Raw genomic sequence first — 21039 nt, 5'->3', positions numbered from 1 at the left:
ATGCGGACAAAAGACATCGGGACTGACCTCACCAACCCAGACTTCATCAAACTTGCAGAAGCCTGGGGCTGGAAAGGATTCTGACCTAAGTAGGATGCTGAATCGGTGTTTGAGGAAGCACTTAATACGGGTGGTCCGGCACTTGTGGATATCAATACGGCCCCGGTGTTTTCCCGGAGACGGAATAAAAAATGCGGTGACCTAATTTAAGGTCGCCGCATTGTGTTTATTTAAGTGCTAGAGTCACCGTAGTCTTCACTACACGATAAAGATTAGGGTCAGGTAGACTTAGATAGTAACAATTCTTTTGGGTAGAACCGATTGTAATTACAGCTCCATCACATCAAAATACAAAGTAATAAATTACTCTTCTTAGATATAGTTATATTATTTTACAAGCAACTTTCTCCTTGTTAAAAGGATGGGTTCTATATTGCATCCTTTACCAATTGAGCAAAGGTATCACACACTTCGTTTATTTCGTGTTTAACCATATTAATGTCTGTATTTCCAGTTGTATGACCAATTTCATTTCTTAGCCATGTATATATCGTTATTTGTTTATTTGGAGTTCTTGGATTTGTACTAGTTCTCTCCTCAATACTAGGGTTTAAACGTCTAATATAAGAATCAACTTTATCTTGACTACTATTTTGTACATGATAGACAATTCCATACAAAAACATATATCTTGCAATAACATCATTCGTTTGCATAGCTTCTCTATACAATCGATGATAATCGTTAGTTTTTAAATTGGCTAGAAGATTATTATCTTTTAAGCCTAATTCTAAAGATTGAGATATCCATTGGGGTAAATCTGTAGTTTCGAAATTGTAAAGTGTAATTTCACCAATGCCCAATACACCTTTGCCATTAATAGAATAGCAACCACGTCTAAGACTACCAAATTTACCTCCTGTTTTATAGGTTAATAAATTTATTAGATTTTTCGCTGTAGTCAATGTTGATTCTAACGCTTTCTCTGTACTTGTAATATTGCTTTGTAATTTTAAGTGAATTGTCATTTTATTTTTTGGTGGGAGAGTTTCCTCTTCAATTATAATATTGATTTCAGTAATATAATCTTCATTGTGATTAACTTTAAATGTGACTGGGTTTAAGTTTTCAACATCAGTATAATATTCTACGTAGTTCAAATTCATCCATCTCCTTTGGTTATAATAATACAGCAAAAGGAGTGAGAATTTCTCTCCCCTTTTGTTAAACATTTCGCTCTTCTCCCTAAATATTTGGATCGAGTTCCACCTCGAAAATTTCCTCAAACACTTTGTCCACCATGATTTTTTCGCCATTATATAAGTGTACTTTTTTACTGACAGTCTGTCGTATATTTACTTAACTTCTACTAGTAGTTAGACAATCTTGAGGAAGCCCTTGGAGAAAATTCATAGAGAAATTATCTTGTATTCAATTCAAGGTTCCACTAATCATCGGGAGTATCAGAAATGCCTTCTATCAAAAGGCTTATCTCAACTCTAGCCACGTAACTGCCTCCACATGACTCGATTGCGGGAACATATCCACCGGTTGCACTTCCTTCGTTTTGTACCCGCCGTCTTCCAGGATGCGGAGATCACGGGCGAGGGTGGCCGGGTTGCAGCTGACGTAGACGAGGCGCTTTGGGCGGTACTCGAGGATGGTCCGGAGAAGGTGTTCGTCGCAGCCTTTTCTTGGCGGGTCGACGACGAGGACATCAAAGCGCTTGCCTTCCTTGTACCAGCGCGGGATGACATCTTCTGCGGCTCCGGCTTCAAAACGGGTGTTTGTAAAGCCGTTCACCTCAGCGTTGCGCTTGGCGTCTTCGATCGCCTGAGGGACGATTTCGACTCCGTACACTTCCTTCGCCTGCTTGGCGAGGAAGAGCGAGATTGTACCGATGCCGCAGTAGGCGTCGATGACGGTTTCATTCCCACTGAGGTTGGCGTAGTCGAGTGCCTGCGAGTACAGGACTTCCGTCTGGTCGGGGTTGATCTGGTAGAACGAGCGGGCGGAGATTTCGAATGTCACGCCGCCGATTTTGTCCGTGATGACGGGCGGTCCGTAGAGCGAAACGGTCTCGTCTCCCATGATCACGTTCGTTTTGCGGTCGTTGACGTTCTGGACAATCGATGTCACGTCCGGCACGACGCTGCGGATGAGTTCGACGACCTCGTCCTTTTTCTTGAATTTGCGGTTCCGGGTGACGAGGACGACCATCGTTTCACCGGTTGCCTTACCTTTCCGGATGACGACATGGCGCAGGAAACCCTTGTCCTTTTGTTCATCATACGCCTTGATGCCGAGCTCGTGCAGGCTGTGCTTGATCGTTCGCATGACGACGTCGGCCTCTGTCGACTGGATCAGGCATGTCTCGGTGTCCATGATCGTGTGGGTGCCGCGGCGGAAAAAGCCTGCGACGACTTTTCCGTCCCGCTCCGCGAACGGGATTTGGGACTTGTTCCGATAGCGCCACGGATGTTCCATGCCTTTGACCGGATGGACCGGGACATCCGGGAGCTTCGCGATCCGGTCCATGACGTCTCGTACCATTTTGCGCTTGCGCTCCAGTTGTCCTTCATAGGAAAGGTGCTGGATCTGGCAGCCCCCGCATTCCGGGAATACCGGACACGGCGGCTCGACGCGGTCCTCGGAAGGCTCGACGATGTTAAGGAGTTTGGCGAAGCCATATTTTTTGAGCGTTTTGGTGACTTTGAATTCGACGGTTTCGCCGGGAAGCGCCCCGGGGATGAAGAGCGGATAGCCGTCGATTTTTGCCACGCCTGAGCCATCATGGGTCAGGTCTATGATTTCCCCGATCAGCCGGTCGTTTTGTTGGACTGCGTAAGCCATATATAATTTCCTCCGATTCAGTGCAGTTGGGTTTATTTTATCAGAATGTGGCATTTTTTATTAGAGAAAGTCAGTCTGTCCGTCGGATAGGGAGAAAAACCGTCCCTTCCCCTTCTCTTCACAACGAAAGCCGCCCCGCTTGCCGGGACGGCTTCTTCTCACTTCTTCTTTTCCTTCGGTGGCCTTGTCGCCGCTCCGTCCATCGGGGCGACGATGAAGGCGAGGATGATCGCGCCGATCAGTACGATGAATGGTGCGTAGAACATGAGGAATTCATCCATTGGGTTTGCCTCCTTCGCCCTTTAGGCGTGTTCGTCTTTTTTGCGCCCCTTCACGTAGTCCTTGTTGAATAGGAACAGGCGCAGGAGCAGGTACAGCGACGGGATGAGCAGCCCGAGCCCGAGGATGAAGGCGATGATGAGTGCGGTCGCCATTGCCGGGTTCGTGAAGCTGTCGTGGATCGTCAGGTGCGGATACAGCAGGTACGGGTAGTGCGCGATGCCGTATCCGTAGAAGGCGAGCGCGAACTGGCCGATCAGGAGCCAGACCGCGAGGCCGTAGTTGTGCCGTTTCCAGAGCAGGTAGACCGTGCCGATAAAGAGCGCGCCGGAAAGCGCGAACATCCACCAGAGGCCGAGCAGCTGATTGTAGTGATCGGCGTTATGGCTTCGGAGCTCCCAGACGATGCCGCCTGCCGTGATGATCGTCGGCAGCGACCAGATGAGCGCGTACTTCCGGAGGAGTTCCGTCGCGTCACGGTCCCCCGCCTTGTCGGCGTACCAGGTGAGGAACACCGCCGAGATATAAAGGGTCGCTGCAATCGAAAGGAAAACGATGGACCAGGTAAGCGGACTCGTGAACAGTGCCCCGTAGTCCAGCACCGGCTGGCCGTTGACCATGTCGATGAATCCGCCCTCGGAGATCGTCAGGACGATTGAGAGCGACGCCGGAAGCAGGATGCCGGCCATCCCGTACATAAATGAGTAACCCTTATGGCCGCTTGCACCGTACGTTTCAAACGCATAATACGATCCGCGTATCGCGAGCAGGATCAGCGCGATACTAAGCGGGACGAGCATCGTCGTGCCGTAGTAGAACGCCGTCGACGGAAAGAATCCGACCATCCCGACAAAGAAGAACACGAGAAAGACGTTCGTCACTTCCCACACCGGGGACAGGTAGCGCTGGATGACGTTCGTCAGGATGTGCTCCTTTCCCGTCAGCAGGCTGTAGGCGTTGAAGAATCCCGCGCCGAAGTCGATGGCGCCGACGATGATGTAGCCGAACAGGAACGTCATGAGGACCGTGATGCCGAGCACTTCAAGGCTCATCGATGGTCACCGCCTTTCCGGGTGCCTTCCCGGACTTCCGCTTCGCGGTCGGCAATCTCGCGTTCGACCGGGTTGTTGCGGAACATCCGTCTGAGAACGACGACGCTGCCGACGCCGAGGATCAAGTAGAGCGTCGCGAACAGGTAAAGCATCGTGTCGACATGTCCGCTCGTTGTGGCGGCCTCCGGCACTTTCATGATGTCGCGCAGAATCCACGGCTGGCGCCCGACTTCCGCATACCACCAGCCGGCTTCAATCGCGATGACGGTGAGCGGGCCGCCGGCGACGATCAGCCAGCGGTACCAGCGTGAATGGATGAACCGCCATCTCATATGCCTGCCGAGCCAGTACAGGCCGGAGACCATGATCATGAGCACTCCGATCGTCACCATCGTGTCGAACAGATAGTGGATATAGAGCGGCGGAATCTCGTCTTCAGGGAAGTCATTCAGCCCGATGACTTCTGCCGTCGGATCCGAGTGTGCAAGGATGCTGAGTGCATACGGGATCGTGATGGCGTATTTGACTTCCTGGCCGTCGAGAATCCCGTACAGCATGAGCGGCGCCTCGCCTTCCGTCTCAAAATGCCATTCCGCTGCGGCCAGTTTTTCCGGCTGGTACTCGGCAAGGTATTTACCCGAGAAGTCGCCGATGACGGCGGCGCCGATCGAGAAGATGAGTCCGAGTTTCATCGTGAGGAACAGCGCCTTCTTGTGGTACACGTGATCGGAGCCCTTAAGCAGCCGGAAAGCGGCGATCGCAGCAAGGATAAATGCAGATGTCATATAGGCAGTGATCACGACGTGTGCCACTTTCGTCGGCATCGCCGGGTTGAACATCGCCACCAGCGGCTGGATGTTGACGAGCTCGCCGTCCACGAGGTCGAAGCCCTGAGGCGCGTTCATGAAGGCGTTCACGATTGTGATGAACACAGCCGAGAACGAGGCCCCGAGCGCGACCGGAACGAGCAGCAGCAGGTGCTTTTTCTGATTGTCGAACCGGTCCCATGTATAGAGATAAATTCCGAGGAAAATCGCTTCAAAGAAGAATGCGAACGTCTCCATGAACAGCGGGAGCGCGATGACTTGCCCGGCAAGTTCCATGAAGTTTGGCCAGAGCAGCGACAACTGCATTCCGATGGCCGTTCCCGTTACGACCCCGACCGCGACCGTGATGACAAATCCCCGCGCCCAGCGGCGTGCGAGGAGAATGTAGTGTTCGTCATTTTTCCTGATGCCTACCCATTGAGCGATCATGATCATGAGCGGCACACCAACGCCGATTGTGGCGTAGATGATGTGGAAGCTCAGGGTCAGCTCGGTGAGGACTCTTGAGAAGAACACGGATTCTTCATTACCCATTCCATTTTCCCCCTCGTTTAAAGTGCGTGGATATAGGGTATGTACACATAGTCATCCCCCAAAAATCCTGCCGACAATCGACAGCAGCATGATGGCTCCCACGGCGAATGCAAGCCACATGAGCCAGCGTTCCTGTTTCTTGTACACGAGGCATCCCCCTCTCTTTCTTAAACCAGTATACCCTTGGTTTATGAGGGAATAACGCAATGAATAAGGCAGTTTTCTGAGCTTGCTATGACAATTCTGTTGGGGTCAAGTGACAGAATCGTGACACTTAGTGTTGCGAAAGTTCTAAGAATTAGATATAATTGATAAATCACATTACAGGAGGTGCCGGCCGTTATGATGGTTGAACTGAGGAAAAAAGTATTGGCTTATATTACTCGCGGAGACGGGCCGGACCAGCAGTTGCTCGTTTACACGATGAAGGATCATCCCGAATCGGGTGTGCAAGTGCCGGGCGGAACGATCGATCGCGGCGAACTCTTGATGGATGCGCTTTATCGCGAAATTGAGGAAGAGACGGGTATCCTGAAGGATGACCTGGTGCTCATCGGCAAACTCGCAAAAAACACGTACTTCCCCCGTCACCGTGACCGGAAATACGAGCGCACGATCTTCCAGCTGGAATACAAGGGAGACGGTCCCGACCAATGGGAACACACCGTCACCGGCGAGGGCAAGGACCAGGGACTCGAACTCGAAATCCGCTGGATGCGCCTCAGCGATATTCCAGACCTTGCAGAAAAGCAGGACATGGCGATTGACGCGCTATAATGAACACGAAAAGATCCGGCCGCGTGCCGGATCTTTTTTGTATCGGATGGATTGATTCGTCTCAAACAAAAAACCCCCGCCGGAGCGGGGGTTCTATCTGATCACACTCTGTCCTGTTCCTTGATCTGGTCGATCGGGACGAACATTTCGATGTGGCGGTGGAGGTTTTCGAAGTGGGCCGGCAAGAGGCCGCCGAACTCGCCATCGAGGTTCAGCTGCACTTTCTCGTCGGAGGTGACTTCGATCTTCGACGGCTTGGCGTGGATGACGAGCGGGTCGTTCAGGTGTTCGCCGCGCAGCGCCAGGCTGACGACGCGGATGAATTCGTAGAGATTGCATTTTTTCAGGATGAACATGCTGAACCGGCCGTCGTTGATGCTGGCGTCAGGCGCCAGCTTTTCAAATCCGCCGACGGAGTTGGTAAGGCCGACAAGGAACAGCATGGCTTCGTCGTCAAACACTTCGCCGTCGTATTCGATCCGGACGCGGGAAGCCTTGATGGAAGGGAGCATCTCGATGCCCTTCAGGTAGTAGGCAAGCTGTCCGAGAACGGTCTTGAGCTTGCTCGGCACCTCGTAGGTGAGCTCGGTAATCTTGCCGCCGCCTGCGATGTTGATGAAGTGGCGGTCGTTGACGATGCCGACGTCGACCGGGATCGAATCGCCTGCAATGATGATATCAAGTGCTTCGTCGATGTCCCGCGGAATATGGACGGCACGGGCAAAGTCGTTGGTCGTCCCCATCGGGATCAGTCCGAGCTTCGGCCGCTTTTCATAGCCGCTGACGCCCGCGACGACTTCGTTCAGGGTGCCGTCGCCTCCGACGGCGATGATGATGTCAAACCCGCGCTCGACTGCAGTCTTGGCGGCCTCCGTCGCGTCACCTTCGCAGGTCGTGGCATGGCAGGACGTCTCATAGCCGGCTTCCTCCAGCCGGACGAGCACTTCCGGAAGATGCTTCCGGAAAATTTCGCGGCCGGATGTCGGGTTATAAATGATGCGTGCACGTTTGGTCATAGTTGTCCTCTCGCTTCTAGGGTACTTATATAGGATATGACGGCGGGTCCCGTCAAATGTTGCGGTGTCCACCAAAAAGAAGCCGGCTTCTGCCGACTCCCCTTTTCTCCATCATATGCCTGTCCGGCTGAACGCGCAAGCCGGACGTTCAGTCCTGCTTCTGAAGTGCGCCCATGAACGTGCGGCGGATATCCTCGTACACCCAGAGCCAGTAGTCGTTGTTGGTCGTGTACTCGACGTAGAGATTCTTGAACAGTTCTTTCTGCTTGAACTCGAAGTCCGGAGCGTCCTTCGGCGGGAGTGTCTCGCGCTGCTCCATGACATATTCCTGCACTTGCGGCGCACGCGGGCCCCATTTGGCGAGCACATCTCCTTCCTTGTCCAGAAGGAGATAAACGGGAATCGAGCGGCCGCCGTTCGTAAGCCAGCGGTCGATCAGCTCCGTGTCCGCGTCACGGTAAGCGATGCGCGCCTCGATGCCGGCAGCCTCGACGATGTGCCGGAGAATCGGATTGTTCATCATCGCATCCCCGCACCAGTCCTCGGTGATGACGAGAATATGAGGCTGCTTCTCCTTGAGGAGACTGATGAACTCGTCATCCTGCGGCAACTTAAAGCCCTCATAAACTTTCTGGCCGTTTTCCTTATGGGTCGTCATGCCCTCCATGTAATCGGCGAGCGTTTTTCCTTCTTCAAAGTACTGCTGTTCCGTTTTCATCTGTCATCCCCTCCTGAATCCAGTTTACTGAATTTCAGCCAAAGGGACCATCATTCCGTTTCAATTTTGAATCACTGCTGGATGACGCCGCATGCGATGCGCTCACCCGCATCCCCGGACGGCTGGGAGGAGTAATCATCTTCCCCTGCATGGATCACAAGCGATGTGCCTTCTTCAGTGAACAGGGTGTTGTCGGCATCTTGCTGCAGGGAGATCTGGTCCGTGTCAAACTCCACATTTGCTGTGCCATCTTCCCCGACTACTATATTCTCGAAGTCACCGGCATGCGGGCCGGTTTCGCTGTCTTTGCCGTGTTCAGTGCCGCCGGGATTATAGTGGCCGCCGGCTGACTCAAAGTCCGGTGCTTCACAGCTTCCTTTCTCATGCACATGAAACGCGTGTGTGCCGGCCGGGAGATTCTCGACTGCCAGTTCCACATGGACGGTTCCTTCACCAAGTTCGCTGAACACCGCCTGGCCCACCGGCTCCCCTTCCACGTCCTCCAACTGAACAAGGACATCCTCCGCCGGATTATGGCCGGTATCTTCCTGCACGGTCTCCGTGTTTTCAGTGTCCTCAGTACCCGTGTCCGTTTCACCGGTATCCGTTCCCTCATCCTGTCCTCCGCAGCCGGCCAACATTGCCGCCAGCAATCCGCTCGCCATCCCTCCAACCCACAGCTTCTTCATCTACCTCTCTCCCTTCAAAAAATGCGCTCCCTCTTCTATTGACCAAGAGGATATGAATAAACCGGGAGAGAAGGTCTGTTAACGCAAGGTCAAGAAAGGCCGGAAGTAACGCTCTCTGTGATAAGTTCCCCGCTTCATGATAAAGACTAATAGATTTGACCCAATGGACCGTGAAAACAGATGCTGTCCGTGAGTTTACACGGTGGCTGCCCGAGTCTGCACATTCGCCCCCACACCAACCCTATCCATACAAAAAGACCGCCCCTGAGGACGGTCTCCGGAATCAGCGTTTGCGGATTTCCTGGTTAATGAGTTTGTTGACGAGCGGTGGGTTCGCCTGGCCTTTTGTCGCTTTCATGACCTGGCCGACGAGGAAACCTACGGCGCGGTCTTTTCCTTCCTTGAAGTCGTCGATCGACTGCTGGTTGTTGTCCAGCACTTCGGTGACAACTTTCAGGAGCTCGCCTTCGTCGGAGATTTGAACGAGTCCTTTCTCCTTGACGATCTTTTCCGCGTCGCCGCCGTTGTCGGCGAGTTCCTTGAACACTTTTTTCGCGATCTTCGAGGAGATCGTGCCTTCCTCGATGAGCTTGATCATGCCCGCGAGGTTGTTCGGCGTGAGTCCGGTGTCGGAAAGCTCTTTCTGGTTTGTGTTCATGTAGGCGGATACTTCGCCCATGAGCCAGTTTGATGCCAGCTTCGCGTCCGCCCCGGCCTGGACCGTTGCGTCGAAGAAGTCGGACATGTCTTTTGTGAGCGTAAGGACCATCGCGTCGTATGCCGGGAGTCCGAGTTCGTTCACATAGCGCGCTTGTCGGGCATCCGGCAGCTCAGGGATCTCGGCACGGATGCGTTCCATCCACTCATCGTCGATCGAGAGGTCGGTGAGGTCCGGTTCCGGGAAGTACCGGTAGTCATCGGAGCCTTCCTTGACGCGCATGAGGAGCGTCTTGCCTGTGGACTCATCGAAGCGGCGTGTTTCCTGCTCGATGATGCCTCCTGCAAGCAGCACTTCCGCCTGGCGCTTCTGTTCGTGCTCAAGGCCCCTGCGTACAAAGTTGAAGGAGTTCAGGTTCTTCAACTCTGCCTTTGTGCCGAACTCTTCCTGGCCGTAAGGGCGCAGCGAGATGTTGGCATCGCAGCGGAGCGAGCCTTCTTCCATCTTCACGTCGGAAACGCCCGTGTACTGGATGATCGACTTCAGCTTTTCAAGATACGCGTAGGCCTCTTCCGGCGTGCGGATGTCCGGCTCGGAAACGATCTCGATCAGCGGCGTGCCCTGGCGGTTGTAGTCGACGAGGGAGTAGCCGTTGTCGGTATGGTTCAGCTTGCCCGCATCTTCCTCGAGGTGGAGGCGCGTGATGCCGATGCGCTTTTTCTTGCCTTCGACTTCGATCTCGATCCAGCCGTGCTCGCCGATCGGCTTGTCGAACTGGGAGATCTGGTAGGCTTTCGGGTTGTCCGGATAGAAGTAGTTCTTCCGGTCAAATTTCGTTTCCTGGTTGATCTCGCAGTTCAGTGCCATCGCAGCTTTCATGGCGAACTCCACAGCGCGCTTATTGAGCACCGGGAGGACGCCCGGGTAGCCGAGGTCGATGACGTGTGTATTCGTGTTCGGTCCAGCGCCGAAATGGTTCGGGGCCGGAGAGAAAATCTTCGAGTCAGTTTTCAGTTCAACGTGGACTTCAAGTCCAATGACGGTTTCAAAGTTCATCGTTCCAATCCCTCCCGAATTTCCGGCATCCGCTTATGGAAGTCGGTCGCCTGCTCGAACGCGTGCGCGACACGGTAGACAGTCGACTCGTCAAAGTGGCGGCCGATGACCTGGAGGCCAAGCGGCAGGCCATTGTCGAATCCGCAAGGGATCGAGATTGCCGGTACGCCGGCAAGGTTGACCGGAATCGTCAGGATGTCGTTCGCGTACATCGTGAGCGGATCATCGATCTGTTCGCCGATCTTGAATGCAGCGGTCGGCGAAGTCGGGCCGATGACGACGTCGTACTTCTCGAATGCGTTCGTGAAGTCGTCACGCACGAGCGTGCGGACCTTCTGCGCCTTTTTGTAGTAGGCGTCGTAGAAGCCGGAGCTGAGGGCGAATGTGCCGAGCATGATCCGGGTTTTGACTTCGTCGCCGAAGCCTTCGGAGCGTGTCTGCTTGTACAGGTCTTCGAGGTTCTCGATGCCTTCCGCGCGGTATCCGTAGCGGATGCCGTCAAAGCGGGCAAGGTTCGAGGACGCTTCGGAAGAGCTGAGCAGATAGTACGCAGGAAGCGCGTACTTCGTGTGAGGAAGCGACACTTCCTCCACTTCCGCTCCGAGCGATTCCAGTACTTTGATGGCGTCTTTGACCGCGTTGCGCGAAGCTTCTCCGACGCCTTCGCCGAGGTATTCGGACGCGATGCCGATCTTTAGGCCTTTGATGTCGCCTGTCAGTGCCGATGCAAAGTCCGGCACCTCGATGTCGAACGATGTGGAGTCATACGGATCATGGCCGGAAATCGCGGACAGCAGGAACGCGTTGTCCTCGACCGTACGCGTGATCGGGCCGATCTGGTCAAGGGACGAAGCGAATGCGACGAGGCCGTAGCGCGAGACGCGGCCGTAGGTCGGCTTCATGCCGACGACGCCGCAGTAGGCTGCCGGCTGGCGGATCGAGCCGCCCGTATCGGAGCCGAGCGTGAACGGCACTTCCCCTGCCGCAACCGCTGCAGCGGAACCGCCGGACGAGCCGCCCGGGACGTAGTCGAGATTCCACGGGTTCGCCGTCTTTTTGTAGTAGGAGTTTTCGGTCGAGCCGCCCATTGCGAACTCGTCCATGTTCACCTTGCCGACTGTGATCAGGCCCGCATCATCGAGCTTTGTCGCAGCCGTCGCATTGTAGATCGGGTCAAAACCGCCGAGCATGCGGCTCGCGCATGTCGTCTCGAGGCCTTGTGTCACGATGTTGTCTTTCACGCCGACCGGCAGTCCGTGGAGCGGGCCGCGCTGGTCCGCAGGCGTGTTGTCGAGCTCAGCGGCGCGCGCCTTTGCCTGCTCTTCGTTGAGCGCAAGGAAGGCTTTGACGTCGCCGTCGACCTTGCCGATGCGGCGGAACGCCTCGTCCGTCAGTTCGACTGCGGACACTTCCTTGTTATGTAGGAGCTGCTGGAGCTCTTTCGCGGAATGATTGAATAGCGTCATCTTTCTGGTTTCCTCCTCTGTCCGTCAGCCCAGGATGGACGGCACTTTGACCATGCCATCTTCATGCTCGGGTACGTTTTTCAGCATCAGGTCGCGGTCGAGCCCTTTGGACGGCTCGTCTTCCCGGAGCACGTTTACGAGCGGTACCGGGTGAGTCGTCGGTTCGACGCCCGATGTATCCACTTCGTTCAGCTGCTCGGCAAACTCGATGATCGATGCAAGTTTTTCGGTATAGTGTTCCGCTTCTTCCTCGGTGATGGCGAGCCGTGCGAGATTCGCGACGTGCTTCACCTGATCTTTCGTGATTGCTGCCATATTGTCTCCTCCAATCGTGCAAATGTCCTCTGCTTCTGCCTCCGCTATCATATCACGAAAGCCGGCTTCAGTTGTGATAAATATGAGTGTACGGCTCGGCTTCGCCGCGCTTCTTCACGATGAGCGCCTCAGGCCCTTTCGTGGAGGTGATGCTCACCTCGACATGGATGTCCGGCAAGTGGTCCACGAGCAGTCCGGTCAGGTATTGGGTGAAGCCGATGATCTCCGCATTGCCATAGAATTCGATCGGGACATCGATGTCCATTGAGACGATCTGTCCGTCTTTATAGAAGCCGGTGCCGATCACGTTGACGAAGGATGAAAAGTACTTCTCGACATCCTGCTTGAGGTTCCGGAAGTTCGTGTCGACGTCCCGGTAGCGGTCCTCGCTGGAGCTGGTCGGGAACAGAACGAATTCCTCATTGACGGGATCCCAGCCGGACAGCACGTCCTTGCCCTTTTCCGCCACTCCGACAGCAAAGTAGTTCCCCGGGACGATGTCGTCTTTCGGGCTCTGCCTGAACAGGCCGACGACAATCGGCACTTCTTTCAGACCTTCGATGCCCCGCATCCGCTTGACGATCTCCGCTGCGGCAGCCCTGCCGTTTTCCTCGACCTGTGCGGCCGGGATCGTGTCGCCGGTGATGGTGTTCACCGTGTTCAGCGCGATGGCGAGCGAGACGCCTTCAAGGCGGATCTTGTCCTCGGAGGTGCGCTTCAGGTAGTTCTGCTCAAGAATATGGGCGACGTAGCGGGGTTGATCCTGGCCCGCCGGGTTAAGCCCTTCAGGGTTATTCTCCTCATCCTTGCCGCCAAGCCAGGAAAGGATCGTTTCCTGGTCGAGATACTGGCCTTCCTGGTAGTAGTACTCATCCGTCGGGAAGTGCTGCTGCGACAGGCGCATCAGGCCCCCCTCGACTTCCGCGATGTTGTACTGCGAGTTCAGCATGCTGACGACAAGGCCGTATGAGGCGCTTTTCTTATAGGGCAGGAGCATCCGGTAGTATTCTTCCTCCAGCTGGTGGGTCGGAATGATGACCCGTGTCTCCTGCTCCTCTTTTATCTGGTCCGTGGCCTCCTCCGGCTCCTCGCTCTTCGGCATACAGCCGGTAAGCAGCAGCGCGGCGATGGCGGCCGCGGTGATTGTCTTGATCTTCAATGGTGCAGATCCCCTTTGGTCACTGGATTGCTTCGATGAGTGCCGCCTCGTCCCATACTTCGATGCCGAGTTCTTCCGCCTTCTGGAGCTTGGATCCGGCGTCATCCCCTGCCACGACGAGGTCGGTCTTTTTGCTGACGCTGCCGGTCACTTTCGCCCCGAGGGACTCGAGCGCCGCCTTCGCCTCGCTCCGGGAAAACTGCTCTAGCTTGCCCGTCAGGACAACCGTCTTGCCGGCAAGCAGCCCGTCTTCCGGGATGTCCTGCCTGCGCGGACCGTTGTAGACGGTGTTGACGCCTGCCGCCGTCAGCTTGTCGAGCACTTTCTGCACGTCCTCGTTGTCGAAGTAGGACACGACCGAGTCCGCGACTTTCTCGCCGATCTCATGGATCGCGGTCAGCTGTTCTTCCGTGGCTTCCTTCAGTGCATCAAGCGTGCCGAATTCCCGGGCGAGAATCTGTGCGGCCTTTTGTCCGACATGGCGGATGCCGAGGCCGAACAGCAGCTTCTCCAGAGAGTTTTCCTTGGAGCGTGTAATCGCAGACACGAGATTCGATGCGGATTTTTCGCCCATCCGCTCGAGTTCCATCAGTTGCCCTTCGGTCAGGCTGTACAGGTCCGCCGCGTCCTTAATCAGGCCTTCATTGAACAGCTGGGCGACGACTTTTTCTCCGAGGCCTTCGATGTTCATGGCGTTCCGCGAGACAAAGTGGATGACTGACTCCTGCAGCTGCGCCGGGCACTGCGGGTTCACGCAGCGGAGTGCCACTTCGTCTTCGAGGTGGACCAATTCGCTATCGCAGGCCGGGCATTCCGTCGGCATCCGGTACTCTTCTTCATCGCCGTCGCGCTGGTCGGCAAGCGACATGACGATTTCCGGGATGATGTCCCCGGCTTTCCGGACGACGACCCGGTCGCCGATCCGGATGTCCTTTTCGCGGATCAGGTCACCGTTGTGGAGCGACGCGCGCGCGACGGTCGTTCCTGCCACGCGCACCGGCTCAAGAATCGCCGTTGGCGTGACGGCACCCGTACGGCCGACGGTCAGCTCGATATCGAGGAGTGTGGTCACGACTTCCTCCGCCGGGAACTTGTAGGCGGTCGCCCACCGCGGGCTCTTGGCCGTGAACCCGAGGTCTTCCTGGCGGGAAAAACTGTCCACCTTGATGACGATGCCGTCGATCTCATAAGAAAGATCCTGCCGGCGGTCCTGCCACGATTCGATATAGGCGATGACTTCATCGATGTCCTTGCAGCGGCGGCGTTCAGGGTTTGTCCGGAAGCCGAGCCGGTCCAGGTAGTCGAGCGCCTCGGAATGGGCATCCAGTCCGTAGGCCGCTCCTTCGCCTCCGATGCCGTACATGAAGACAGACAGATTACGCTTCGCGGCGATTTTCGGATCCAGCTGTCGGAGCGACCCGGCTGCCGCGTTCCTCGGGTTCGCGAAAACGTCCAGCCCTTCTTCCTCACGGTGCTCGTTCAGCGTCATGAAGCTTTTCTTCGGCATGTACGCTTCCCCGCGTGCTTCGATGGTGACGTCTTCCGTCAGCTTCAGCGGGATGGCGCGGATCGTGCGGAGGTTCGTCGTGATGTCCTCGCCGACCGTCCCGTCGCCGCGGGTCGAACCCTGTTTGAATCGGCCGTTCTCGTATTTAAGCGAAATCGCCAGGCCGTCGATCTTCAGCTCGCACACGTAGGTGACATCCCCCGCATCCGCCCGCACGCGGCGGTCGAATTCGCGGATGTCCTCCTCGTTGAAGACGTTGGAAAGACTCAGCATTGGCGTGTCATGGACGACTTTGCTGAAGCCCGGAAGCACCGCCCCACCGATTCGCTGCGTCGGGGAGTCCGGCATGATGAGGTCCGGATGGCGTTCCTCGAGGTCGATCAGCTCCTGCATCAGGGCATCGTACTCCGAGTCGGGCACGACCGGCTTATCGAGGACGTAATAGGCATGGCCGTATTCATTGAGGAGCTGGTGAAGCTCCTTTACACGCTGTTCAAGTTGAAGTTGATCTTCCATAACGGATCCCTCCGGAACGACGATAAGTAATTTTTGATGCTCAAGGGCTTGCCGCAAACAGGCGTCCATGTTGCAACTCGAGGCCCATGTTGCAACTTTGGATTCCATGTTGCAACTTTGGGCCCCTTATTGCAACTTCGGGTTCCTTATTGCAACTCCGAGCTCCTTATTGCAACTCCGAGCTCCTTATTGCAACTCCGAGCTCCTTATTGCAAGTTCGGAACCCTTGTTGCAACTTCGGACCCCTTATTGCAAGTCCAGCCCCACTTAAGCCTTCTCGATCGGTGCGAATTTGGCGAGGAGGCGCTTGATGCCGACCGGTTCCGGGAAGGCGATGTCGAGTTCCTTGTCTTCCCCTTCGCCGCGGACGCTGACGACCATGCCTTCGCCCCATTTTTTGTGCTTGGCCTTGTCGCCGGCTTGCCAGCCGACGGACGCGCCGTTTTTGCGCGCGGCCGGGCGCCGGACGGCCGGGCGTGCCGCTGGGCGTCCGCCGAATCCGCCGGTGATCGGCGTGCGGCTGTAGTCCGGCTGAGATCCGCCGGCGCCGACGGTTTCAAGGATGTCCTGGGAGATTTCACTGATGAAGCGGGACGGGCTGTTATAGCTTGTCCGTCCGTAGAGCGTGCGATACTGCGCGGACGTCAGGAACAGCTTCTCCTCCGCCCGGGTGATGCCGACATAGGCAAGCCGCCGCTCTTCTTCCATCTCCTCGTCGTCCCCGATCGATCGGGAGTGCGGGAAGACGTTTTCCTCCATTCCGATGATGAAGACGACAGGGAATTCGAGCCCCTTCGCCGAGTGCATCGTCATGAGGACGATCTGCTCGTTCGACGCGTTTTCTTCCTTATCAAGGGAGTCGATGTCCGCAATCAGCGCGAGGTCGGTCAGGAACGCAACGAGCGACTTGTCGCCCTCATCCTCATCCGCGCGCTTCTCGAACGATTCCGTAACGGACAGGAATTCGTTGATGTTTTCGAGGCGGCTTTCCGACTCGATCGTCTTTTCATTGTGCAGCATCGCGCGGTAGCCGGACTTCTCGAGCACTTCTTCGACAAGTTCGGTGACCGACAGGTACTCCTGCATCTGCGTGAATCCGGCGATCAGGTCGCGGAAATCAGCCGCCTGGTTGATCGCCCGAGGCTGGAGGCCCGGGATAAAGTCGACTTCCTTAAGCGCATCAAAGATCGACAGGTCATTCTGGATCGCGTACGTCGCGATCTTATCGAACGTCGTCGCCCCGATACTGCGCTTCGGCTCATTGATGATCCGTGCGAGCGACAGGTCGTCGTCGTTGTTTGCAATGAGGCGTAAATAAGCAAGCAGGTCCTTGATCTCCTTGCGGTCATAGAACTTCGTGCCGCCGACAATCGTGTATTCCAGGTTCGACTTCACGAGGTATTCCTCGATCATCCGGGACTGGGCATTTGTCCGGTAAAGGACTGCGAAGTCGGAGAGCTTGCGGTTCTCCTTTTCCTGAAGTTCCAGGATCTTCGAGACGACGAACTGGGACTCGTCCTTTTCGTCGGATGCCTTGTAGACGTAGATATGCTCCCCTTCGGCATTTTCCGTACGAAGATTCTTCTCGTAGCGGCTGGCGTTGTTCTTGATGACGTCGTTGGCAGCCTTCAGGATCCGCTGGGTCGAGCGGTAGTTCTGCTCGAGCAGGATCACCTGGGCGTCCGGGTAGTCCTTTTCAAATGACAGGATGTTGCCGATGTCGGCCCCCCGCCATTTGTAGATCGACTGGTCGGAGTCGCCGACGACGCAGAGGTTCTTGAACTTGTCTGCAAGCATGCGGACCAGCTTGTACTGGGCGTGGTTCGTATCCTGATACTCGTCCACGTGGATGTACTGGAACTTGTTCTGGTAGAACTCGAGCACTTCCGGCATCTGTTCGAACAGCTTGATCGTGACCATGATCAGGTCATCGAAGTCGAGCGACTGGTTTTTCTTGAGGCGCTTTTCGTAGGCGGCATACACTTCGCCCGCCGTTTTCTCGAACGGGTTAAACGGATTTGCCTGCTCCTGGAACGATTTCGCATCGATCAGTTCGTTTTTCGCGTTCGAGATCGTGCCGAGCAGCGAGCGCGGCTCGTATTGTTTCGGGTCGAGGTTCTGCTCTTTCAGGATGTTCTTGATGACGGTCAATTGGTCGGAGCCGTCGAGAATTGAGAAGTTTTTTGAGTAGCCGATCCGGTCGATTTCGCGGCGCAGGATCCGGACGCACATCGAGTGGAACGTCGAGACCCACATGCGCTCGCCCGTCCCCGGCCCGAGCAGGCCGTCGATCCGGTCGCGCATTTCGCGTGCCGCCTTGTTCGTGAAAGTGATCGCGAGGATCTTCGAAGGATACACCTGCTTCTCCACGATTAGATAGGCGATCCGGTGGGTCAGGACCCGCGTCTTGCCGGATCCCGCCCCGGCCATGATGAGAAGCGGCCCTTCGGTGGTGCGGACCGCTTTCGCCTGTTCGGGGTTCATGCCATTGAGGAGGTTGTTTGAGATGGTTTCCATGGTGGCTCCTTTCTATATGAAGCGTGCGAGCAGACGGGAGTTTGGCTCCAGTCTGCTCTATTTTTATGGGAATTAAATAGTCTTTTTCGTTTCTTTCACCGCGCGGACGGTTTTCAGAGCCGCTTTCAGGTCTTCATAGACGATGTTGCCTACGACGACCGTGTCGGCAAATTTCGCCATCTCGGCAGCCTGTTCCGCTCCGCGGATGCCGCCGCCGTAGACGAGGCGGGTGTCTTTCAGCACTCGGGCGGTGCGGCTCACCGTCTCCGGGTCGCCGTATCTGCCGCTGTACTCCAGGTATAGGACGGGCAGGCGGAAGAAATGCTCCGCAAGCCGGGCATAGGCGATGACATCTTCAGTTTCGAGGGGGGCCTTCGCCCCTGTGAGCCTGGCCGCCTTGCAGTCAGGATTCAGGATGACATAGCCTTCCGCAAGGATTTCGCTGAAGTCCATCAGGTCGCCGTACTCGCGGATTGCCGCGAACTGATGGCCCTTGATCCAGGAGGCGTCGTCCGTGTTCAGGACGGTCGGAATCAGGAAGCCGTCGAAGCCCGGCGTGATCGCCTCGGCGTCCGAAACCTCGAGGACAACCGGCACCGAATACCTGCGGATCCGCATAAGAAGCGCAAGCACATTATCGAGCGTCACATTGTCAGTTCCGCCGACGATCAGGCCGTCCGTCCCCGACTCGCACACCCGCTCCAGCGCCTCATCACTGATCTCCTTGGCCGGGTCCAGTTTAAACACATGCCGCCATTCTAGAAACTCCATGATGCAGTACCACCTGTCTATAGTTTGCGTCCCCCCATTATAACAAAAAAGACTCCATCCGGCGGCTGTTTTGGGGTGCCGTCGAAAGGAGTGTTTCAGTGGAGGTATTCTTGTGTAGTGAAACGGGAGAGAGACCTTTCGCCTGAAGGCAAAGCGTACATCAGGCGACATAGCGCCTGATGTCGGGATGGCGGGGTTCGATGCCCCGCTAGAGGAGTGATTTGGTGAACTTCGAAATCACGAATACGGCCAAAAATCATACTACATATAACTTCCCGTTAGCGTGAAGAACAAGCAACAACCTCACCATGCTTTTTTTAGTAACTATAAACACTATCGCATGTATTAGCCTGTGGCTCATAATAGCAATGTTGTTTATATTGTCCTGAAAATGGTTGATCATACCATGAAGGCGGACACGGAGCATACGGATTAAAATACCAAAGAGCATACTTGGAAGGATGTTGTCCCCAATACTTTACTACTTGTCGTGCCAATCTTCTCTCTACTTCTCTTGCCGGACTGTAAAACAAATTACCTTTTTGTACCGCTTCAAAGGAATAATTTCCACCTTGAACCTGAAAAATTACATCCTCTATGGTTCTTACATCCCTAAAATCTAAACAATCAGCTACTGTTCGATTTACAATGACATTCCCAACCATAAGCATCCCAAGTTTCCCTTCACCCTCAGCCTCTGCCCGCATCATTCGTGCAATTAAATCAATGTCCTTCTCCCTATATTTCACTCTCGGCACTTTACATCACCTCTAACAAGAACTGTATTCAAAACAGCCTACAAAGATGTCCGGCGGTTACATCTTATTTGGGAAAATTGTTAAATAAAACGCGTGACCGCGCATAGGTCTCTATGCGCGCTTACGGCAATTCTATGCGCGCTTCCCCCAAGACGACATAAAAAACGCCGGCACGCAGCCGGCGTTCCACCTCTTATTCTCTTCCACGCTCAATATAAGACGCCATGACATCTTCCGGCACCATTCCCCCGCCGGTTGCCCAGGCGATGTGGACGGCGCGGTCCATCCTGCCCTTCATCCCCGGATGCACCGAAGCATAAAAGCCGGTCTTGGCGACATGCACCGCTCCCGGCACGCCGGCCAAAGCGGACGGCTCCAGACGGATGTCTTCCAGTTCGCTCATCTTCGCCAGGAGCCGGTACAACTTGTCGTCATCCACGGTAAACGAACCGGCGAGCAGCCGCTCCATCACTTTGCCGACGAAACCGGACGGGCGGCCGACTGCGAGGCCGTCCGCATCCGTCCTGTTGTCCAGGCCGAATTCCTGTACCGACACTTTATCATGCTTGCCGGTGACGAGACCGAGCAGCATGCATGGAGCGTGTGTCGGCTCTGCGAAAAAGCAGTGGACATGGTCGCCGAACACCTGCTTGAGGCCGAACGCAATGCCCCCGGGCCCTCCCCCTACACCGCAAGGCAGATAAACGAACAGTGGCCGCTCCTCACCGATCTCGATCCCCTGTTCCTCAAGCTGCCGTTTCAGTCGCAACGCTGCGACCGAGTAGCCGAAGAACAGGGTCTTCGAGTTCTCGTCATCGACAAAGTGATCGTTTGGGTCCGCCTCCGACTGTCGTCGCCCCTCTTCGACCGCCTTGCTGTAGTCATCCGGATGCTCGACGACGTTCACGCCTTTTTCGCGGAGCATGTTCTTTTTCCATTCCTTCGCGTCGCTCGACATATGGACCGTCACGCGGAAGCCCATCTTGGCGCTCATGATGCCGATGCTGAGGCCCAGGTTCCCGGTAGAACCGACCGTAATCGAATACTTCGAGAAGAACTCGCGGAAGCGAGGTTCGGCAAGCACCGAATAATCATCCGACTCATTTAGGAGTCCATGCTCAATAGCCAGGTCCTCCGCATGCTTCAGCACCTCATAGATGCCCCCGCGCGCCTTCACGGAACCGGAAATCGGCAGATGGCTGTCACACTTGAGCATGAACTGCCCCGTAATCCCAACAGCGGACTCCTGTTCCAGCCACTTTTTCATTTCAGGAATCTCTTTCAGAGGCGATTCAATGATTCCGCCGGAAGTCTTTGTCTCCGGAAACACCTTCGCGATATAAGGCGCAAACCGGCGAAGACGTGCCTCCGCGTCTTTTACATCATCGATCGACAGGCCGGTCTCTGCTTCCCGGACCGGTTGGTAGATCGGATTTGCCCAGAATACTTCCTCCGCCTTCATCACCTGACTGATGACCGGATGGGTTCCGATCCATTCATCCACTGTCTTCCCTGCAATCTTCATTCTTCACATCCCCCTTCGCAACCTGCTCCCTCTATTAAAGCAGGAA

General features: G+C 55.4%; 18 protein-coding genes. 1 reads left to right on the top strand and 17 read right to left on the bottom strand.

All coding sequences use genetic code 11. The features are described from left to right. Nucleotides 1-428: 428 nt before the first annotated feature. The 5 genes from mauJ to C772_RS11115 form a co-directional block, all read right to left on the bottom strand. A complete protein-coding gene (mauJ, locus tag C772_RS11130; protein ID WP_152419764.1) occupies nt 429-1160 on the bottom strand; it encodes a methylamine utilization protein MauJ in 732 nt (243 codons plus the stop codon). A 328-nt stretch (nt 1161-1488) separates the two neighbouring features. Then, nucleotides 1489-2853, bottom strand: a complete 1365-nt coding sequence (gene rlmD / locus C772_RS11125; protein ID WP_008300042.1) for a 23S rRNA (uracil(1939)-C(5))-methyltransferase RlmD — start codon at nt 2851-2853, stop codon at nt 1489-1491. Between the two features lie 158 nt (nt 2854-3011). Further along, nucleotides 3012-3134: a cytochrome bd oxidase small subunit CydS gene (gene cydS, locus C772_RS16935; protein ID WP_008300041.1), complete on the bottom strand. Its 123-nt coding sequence runs from the start codon at nt 3132-3134 to the stop codon at nt 3012-3014. Between the two features lie 21 nt (nt 3135-3155). Further along, nucleotides 3156-4184, bottom strand: a complete 1029-nt coding sequence (locus C772_RS11120; RefSeq protein ID WP_008300040.1) for a cytochrome d ubiquinol oxidase subunit II — start codon at nt 4182-4184, stop codon at nt 3156-3158. After that, nucleotides 4181-5545 carry a cytochrome ubiquinol oxidase subunit I gene (locus C772_RS11115; RefSeq protein WP_008300039.1) on the bottom strand — a complete coding sequence of 455 codons (1365 nt, stop codon included), beginning with the start codon at nt 5543-5545 and terminating at the stop codon, nt 4181-4183. Before C772_RS11115 ends, C772_RS11120 begins: the two co-directional genes overlap by 4 nt. Nucleotides 5546-5887: 342 nt before the next feature. Between C772_RS11115 and C772_RS11110 the strand changes: the two genes are divergently transcribed. Continuing rightward, nucleotides 5888-6322 carry an NUDIX hydrolase gene (locus C772_RS11110; RefSeq protein ID WP_008300038.1) on the top strand — a complete coding sequence of 145 codons (435 nt, stop codon included), beginning with the start codon at nt 5888-5890 and terminating at the stop codon, nt 6320-6322. A gap of 101 nt (nt 6323-6423) precedes the next feature. Here C772_RS11110 and C772_RS11105 read toward each other — a convergent pair whose 3' ends face one another. From C772_RS11105 to C772_RS11050, 12 genes are all read right to left on the bottom strand, one after another. Beyond that, nucleotides 6424-7338 (bottom strand): diacylglycerol kinase, encoded by a 915-nt coding sequence (locus tag C772_RS11105; protein WP_008300037.1) that lies wholly within the window; start codon nt 7336-7338, stop codon nt 6424-6426. A 148-nt stretch (nt 7339-7486) separates the two neighbouring features. Further along, nucleotides 7487-8056 carry a thioredoxin family protein gene (locus C772_RS11100; protein ID WP_008300036.1) on the bottom strand — a complete coding sequence of 190 codons (570 nt, stop codon included), beginning with the start codon at nt 8054-8056 and terminating at the stop codon, nt 7487-7489. 71 nt (nt 8057-8127) lie between these two features. After that, nucleotides 8128-8745 carry a superoxide dismutase family protein gene (locus tag C772_RS11095; RefSeq protein WP_008300033.1) on the bottom strand — a complete coding sequence of 206 codons (618 nt, stop codon included), beginning with the start codon at nt 8743-8745 and terminating at the stop codon, nt 8128-8130. Nucleotides 8746-9028: 283 nt separating this feature from the next. Further along, complete coding sequence (gatB, locus tag C772_RS11090; RefSeq protein ID WP_008300031.1) at nt 9029-10459, bottom strand: Asp-tRNA(Asn)/Glu-tRNA(Gln) amidotransferase subunit GatB; 1431 nt, start codon at nt 10457-10459, stop codon at nt 9029-9031. After that, entirely contained in the window at nt 10456-11925 is a 1470-nt protein-coding gene (gene gatA / locus C772_RS11085; RefSeq protein ID WP_008300029.1) for an Asp-tRNA(Asn)/Glu-tRNA(Gln) amidotransferase subunit GatA, read from the bottom strand. Before gatA ends, gatB begins: the two co-directional genes overlap by 4 nt. Before the next feature lie 24 nt (nt 11926-11949). Next, nucleotides 11950-12240 (bottom strand): Asp-tRNA(Asn)/Glu-tRNA(Gln) amidotransferase subunit GatC, encoded by a 291-nt coding sequence (gene gatC, locus C772_RS11080; RefSeq protein ID WP_008300026.1) that lies wholly within the window; start codon nt 12238-12240, stop codon nt 11950-11952. A gap of 67 nt (nt 12241-12307) precedes the next feature. Continuing rightward, nucleotides 12308-13399, bottom strand: coding sequence for a CamS family sex pheromone protein (locus C772_RS11075; protein WP_008300025.1), 1092 nt, complete (start codon nt 13397-13399; stop codon nt 12308-12310). A 19-nt stretch (nt 13400-13418) separates the two neighbouring features. After that, nucleotides 13419-15422, bottom strand: coding sequence for an NAD-dependent DNA ligase LigA (gene ligA / locus C772_RS11070; protein ID WP_008300023.1), 2004 nt, complete (start codon nt 15420-15422; stop codon nt 13419-13421). A gap of 267 nt (nt 15423-15689) precedes the next feature. Next, nucleotides 15690-17939: a DNA helicase PcrA gene (gene pcrA, locus C772_RS11065; protein WP_008300021.1), complete on the bottom strand. Its 2250-nt coding sequence runs from the start codon at nt 17937-17939 to the stop codon at nt 15690-15692. Nucleotides 17940-18011: 72 nt separating this feature from the next. Beyond that, nucleotides 18012-18710: a heptaprenylglyceryl phosphate synthase gene (pcrB, locus tag C772_RS11060; protein ID WP_008300019.1), complete on the bottom strand. Its 699-nt coding sequence runs from the start codon at nt 18708-18710 to the stop codon at nt 18012-18014. A 317-nt stretch (nt 18711-19027) separates the two neighbouring features. Continuing rightward, nucleotides 19028-19468, bottom strand: coding sequence for a cell wall hydrolase (locus tag C772_RS16400; protein WP_081607172.1), 441 nt, complete (start codon nt 19466-19468; stop codon nt 19028-19030). A 193-nt stretch (nt 19469-19661) separates the two neighbouring features. Then, entirely contained in the window at nt 19662-20993 is a 1332-nt protein-coding gene (locus tag C772_RS11050; RefSeq protein WP_008300017.1) for a D-serine ammonia-lyase, read from the bottom strand. Nucleotides 20994-21039 lie beyond the last annotated feature (46 nt).

This window comes from Bhargavaea cecembensis DSE10 (assembly GCF_000348905.1).
Classification (GTDB): domain Bacteria; phylum Bacillota; class Bacilli; order Bacillales_A; family Planococcaceae; genus Bhargavaea; species Bhargavaea cecembensis.
Note: the sequence above shows the minus strand (reverse complement) of the source record. Positions and strands in the feature narration are given on the sequence as shown.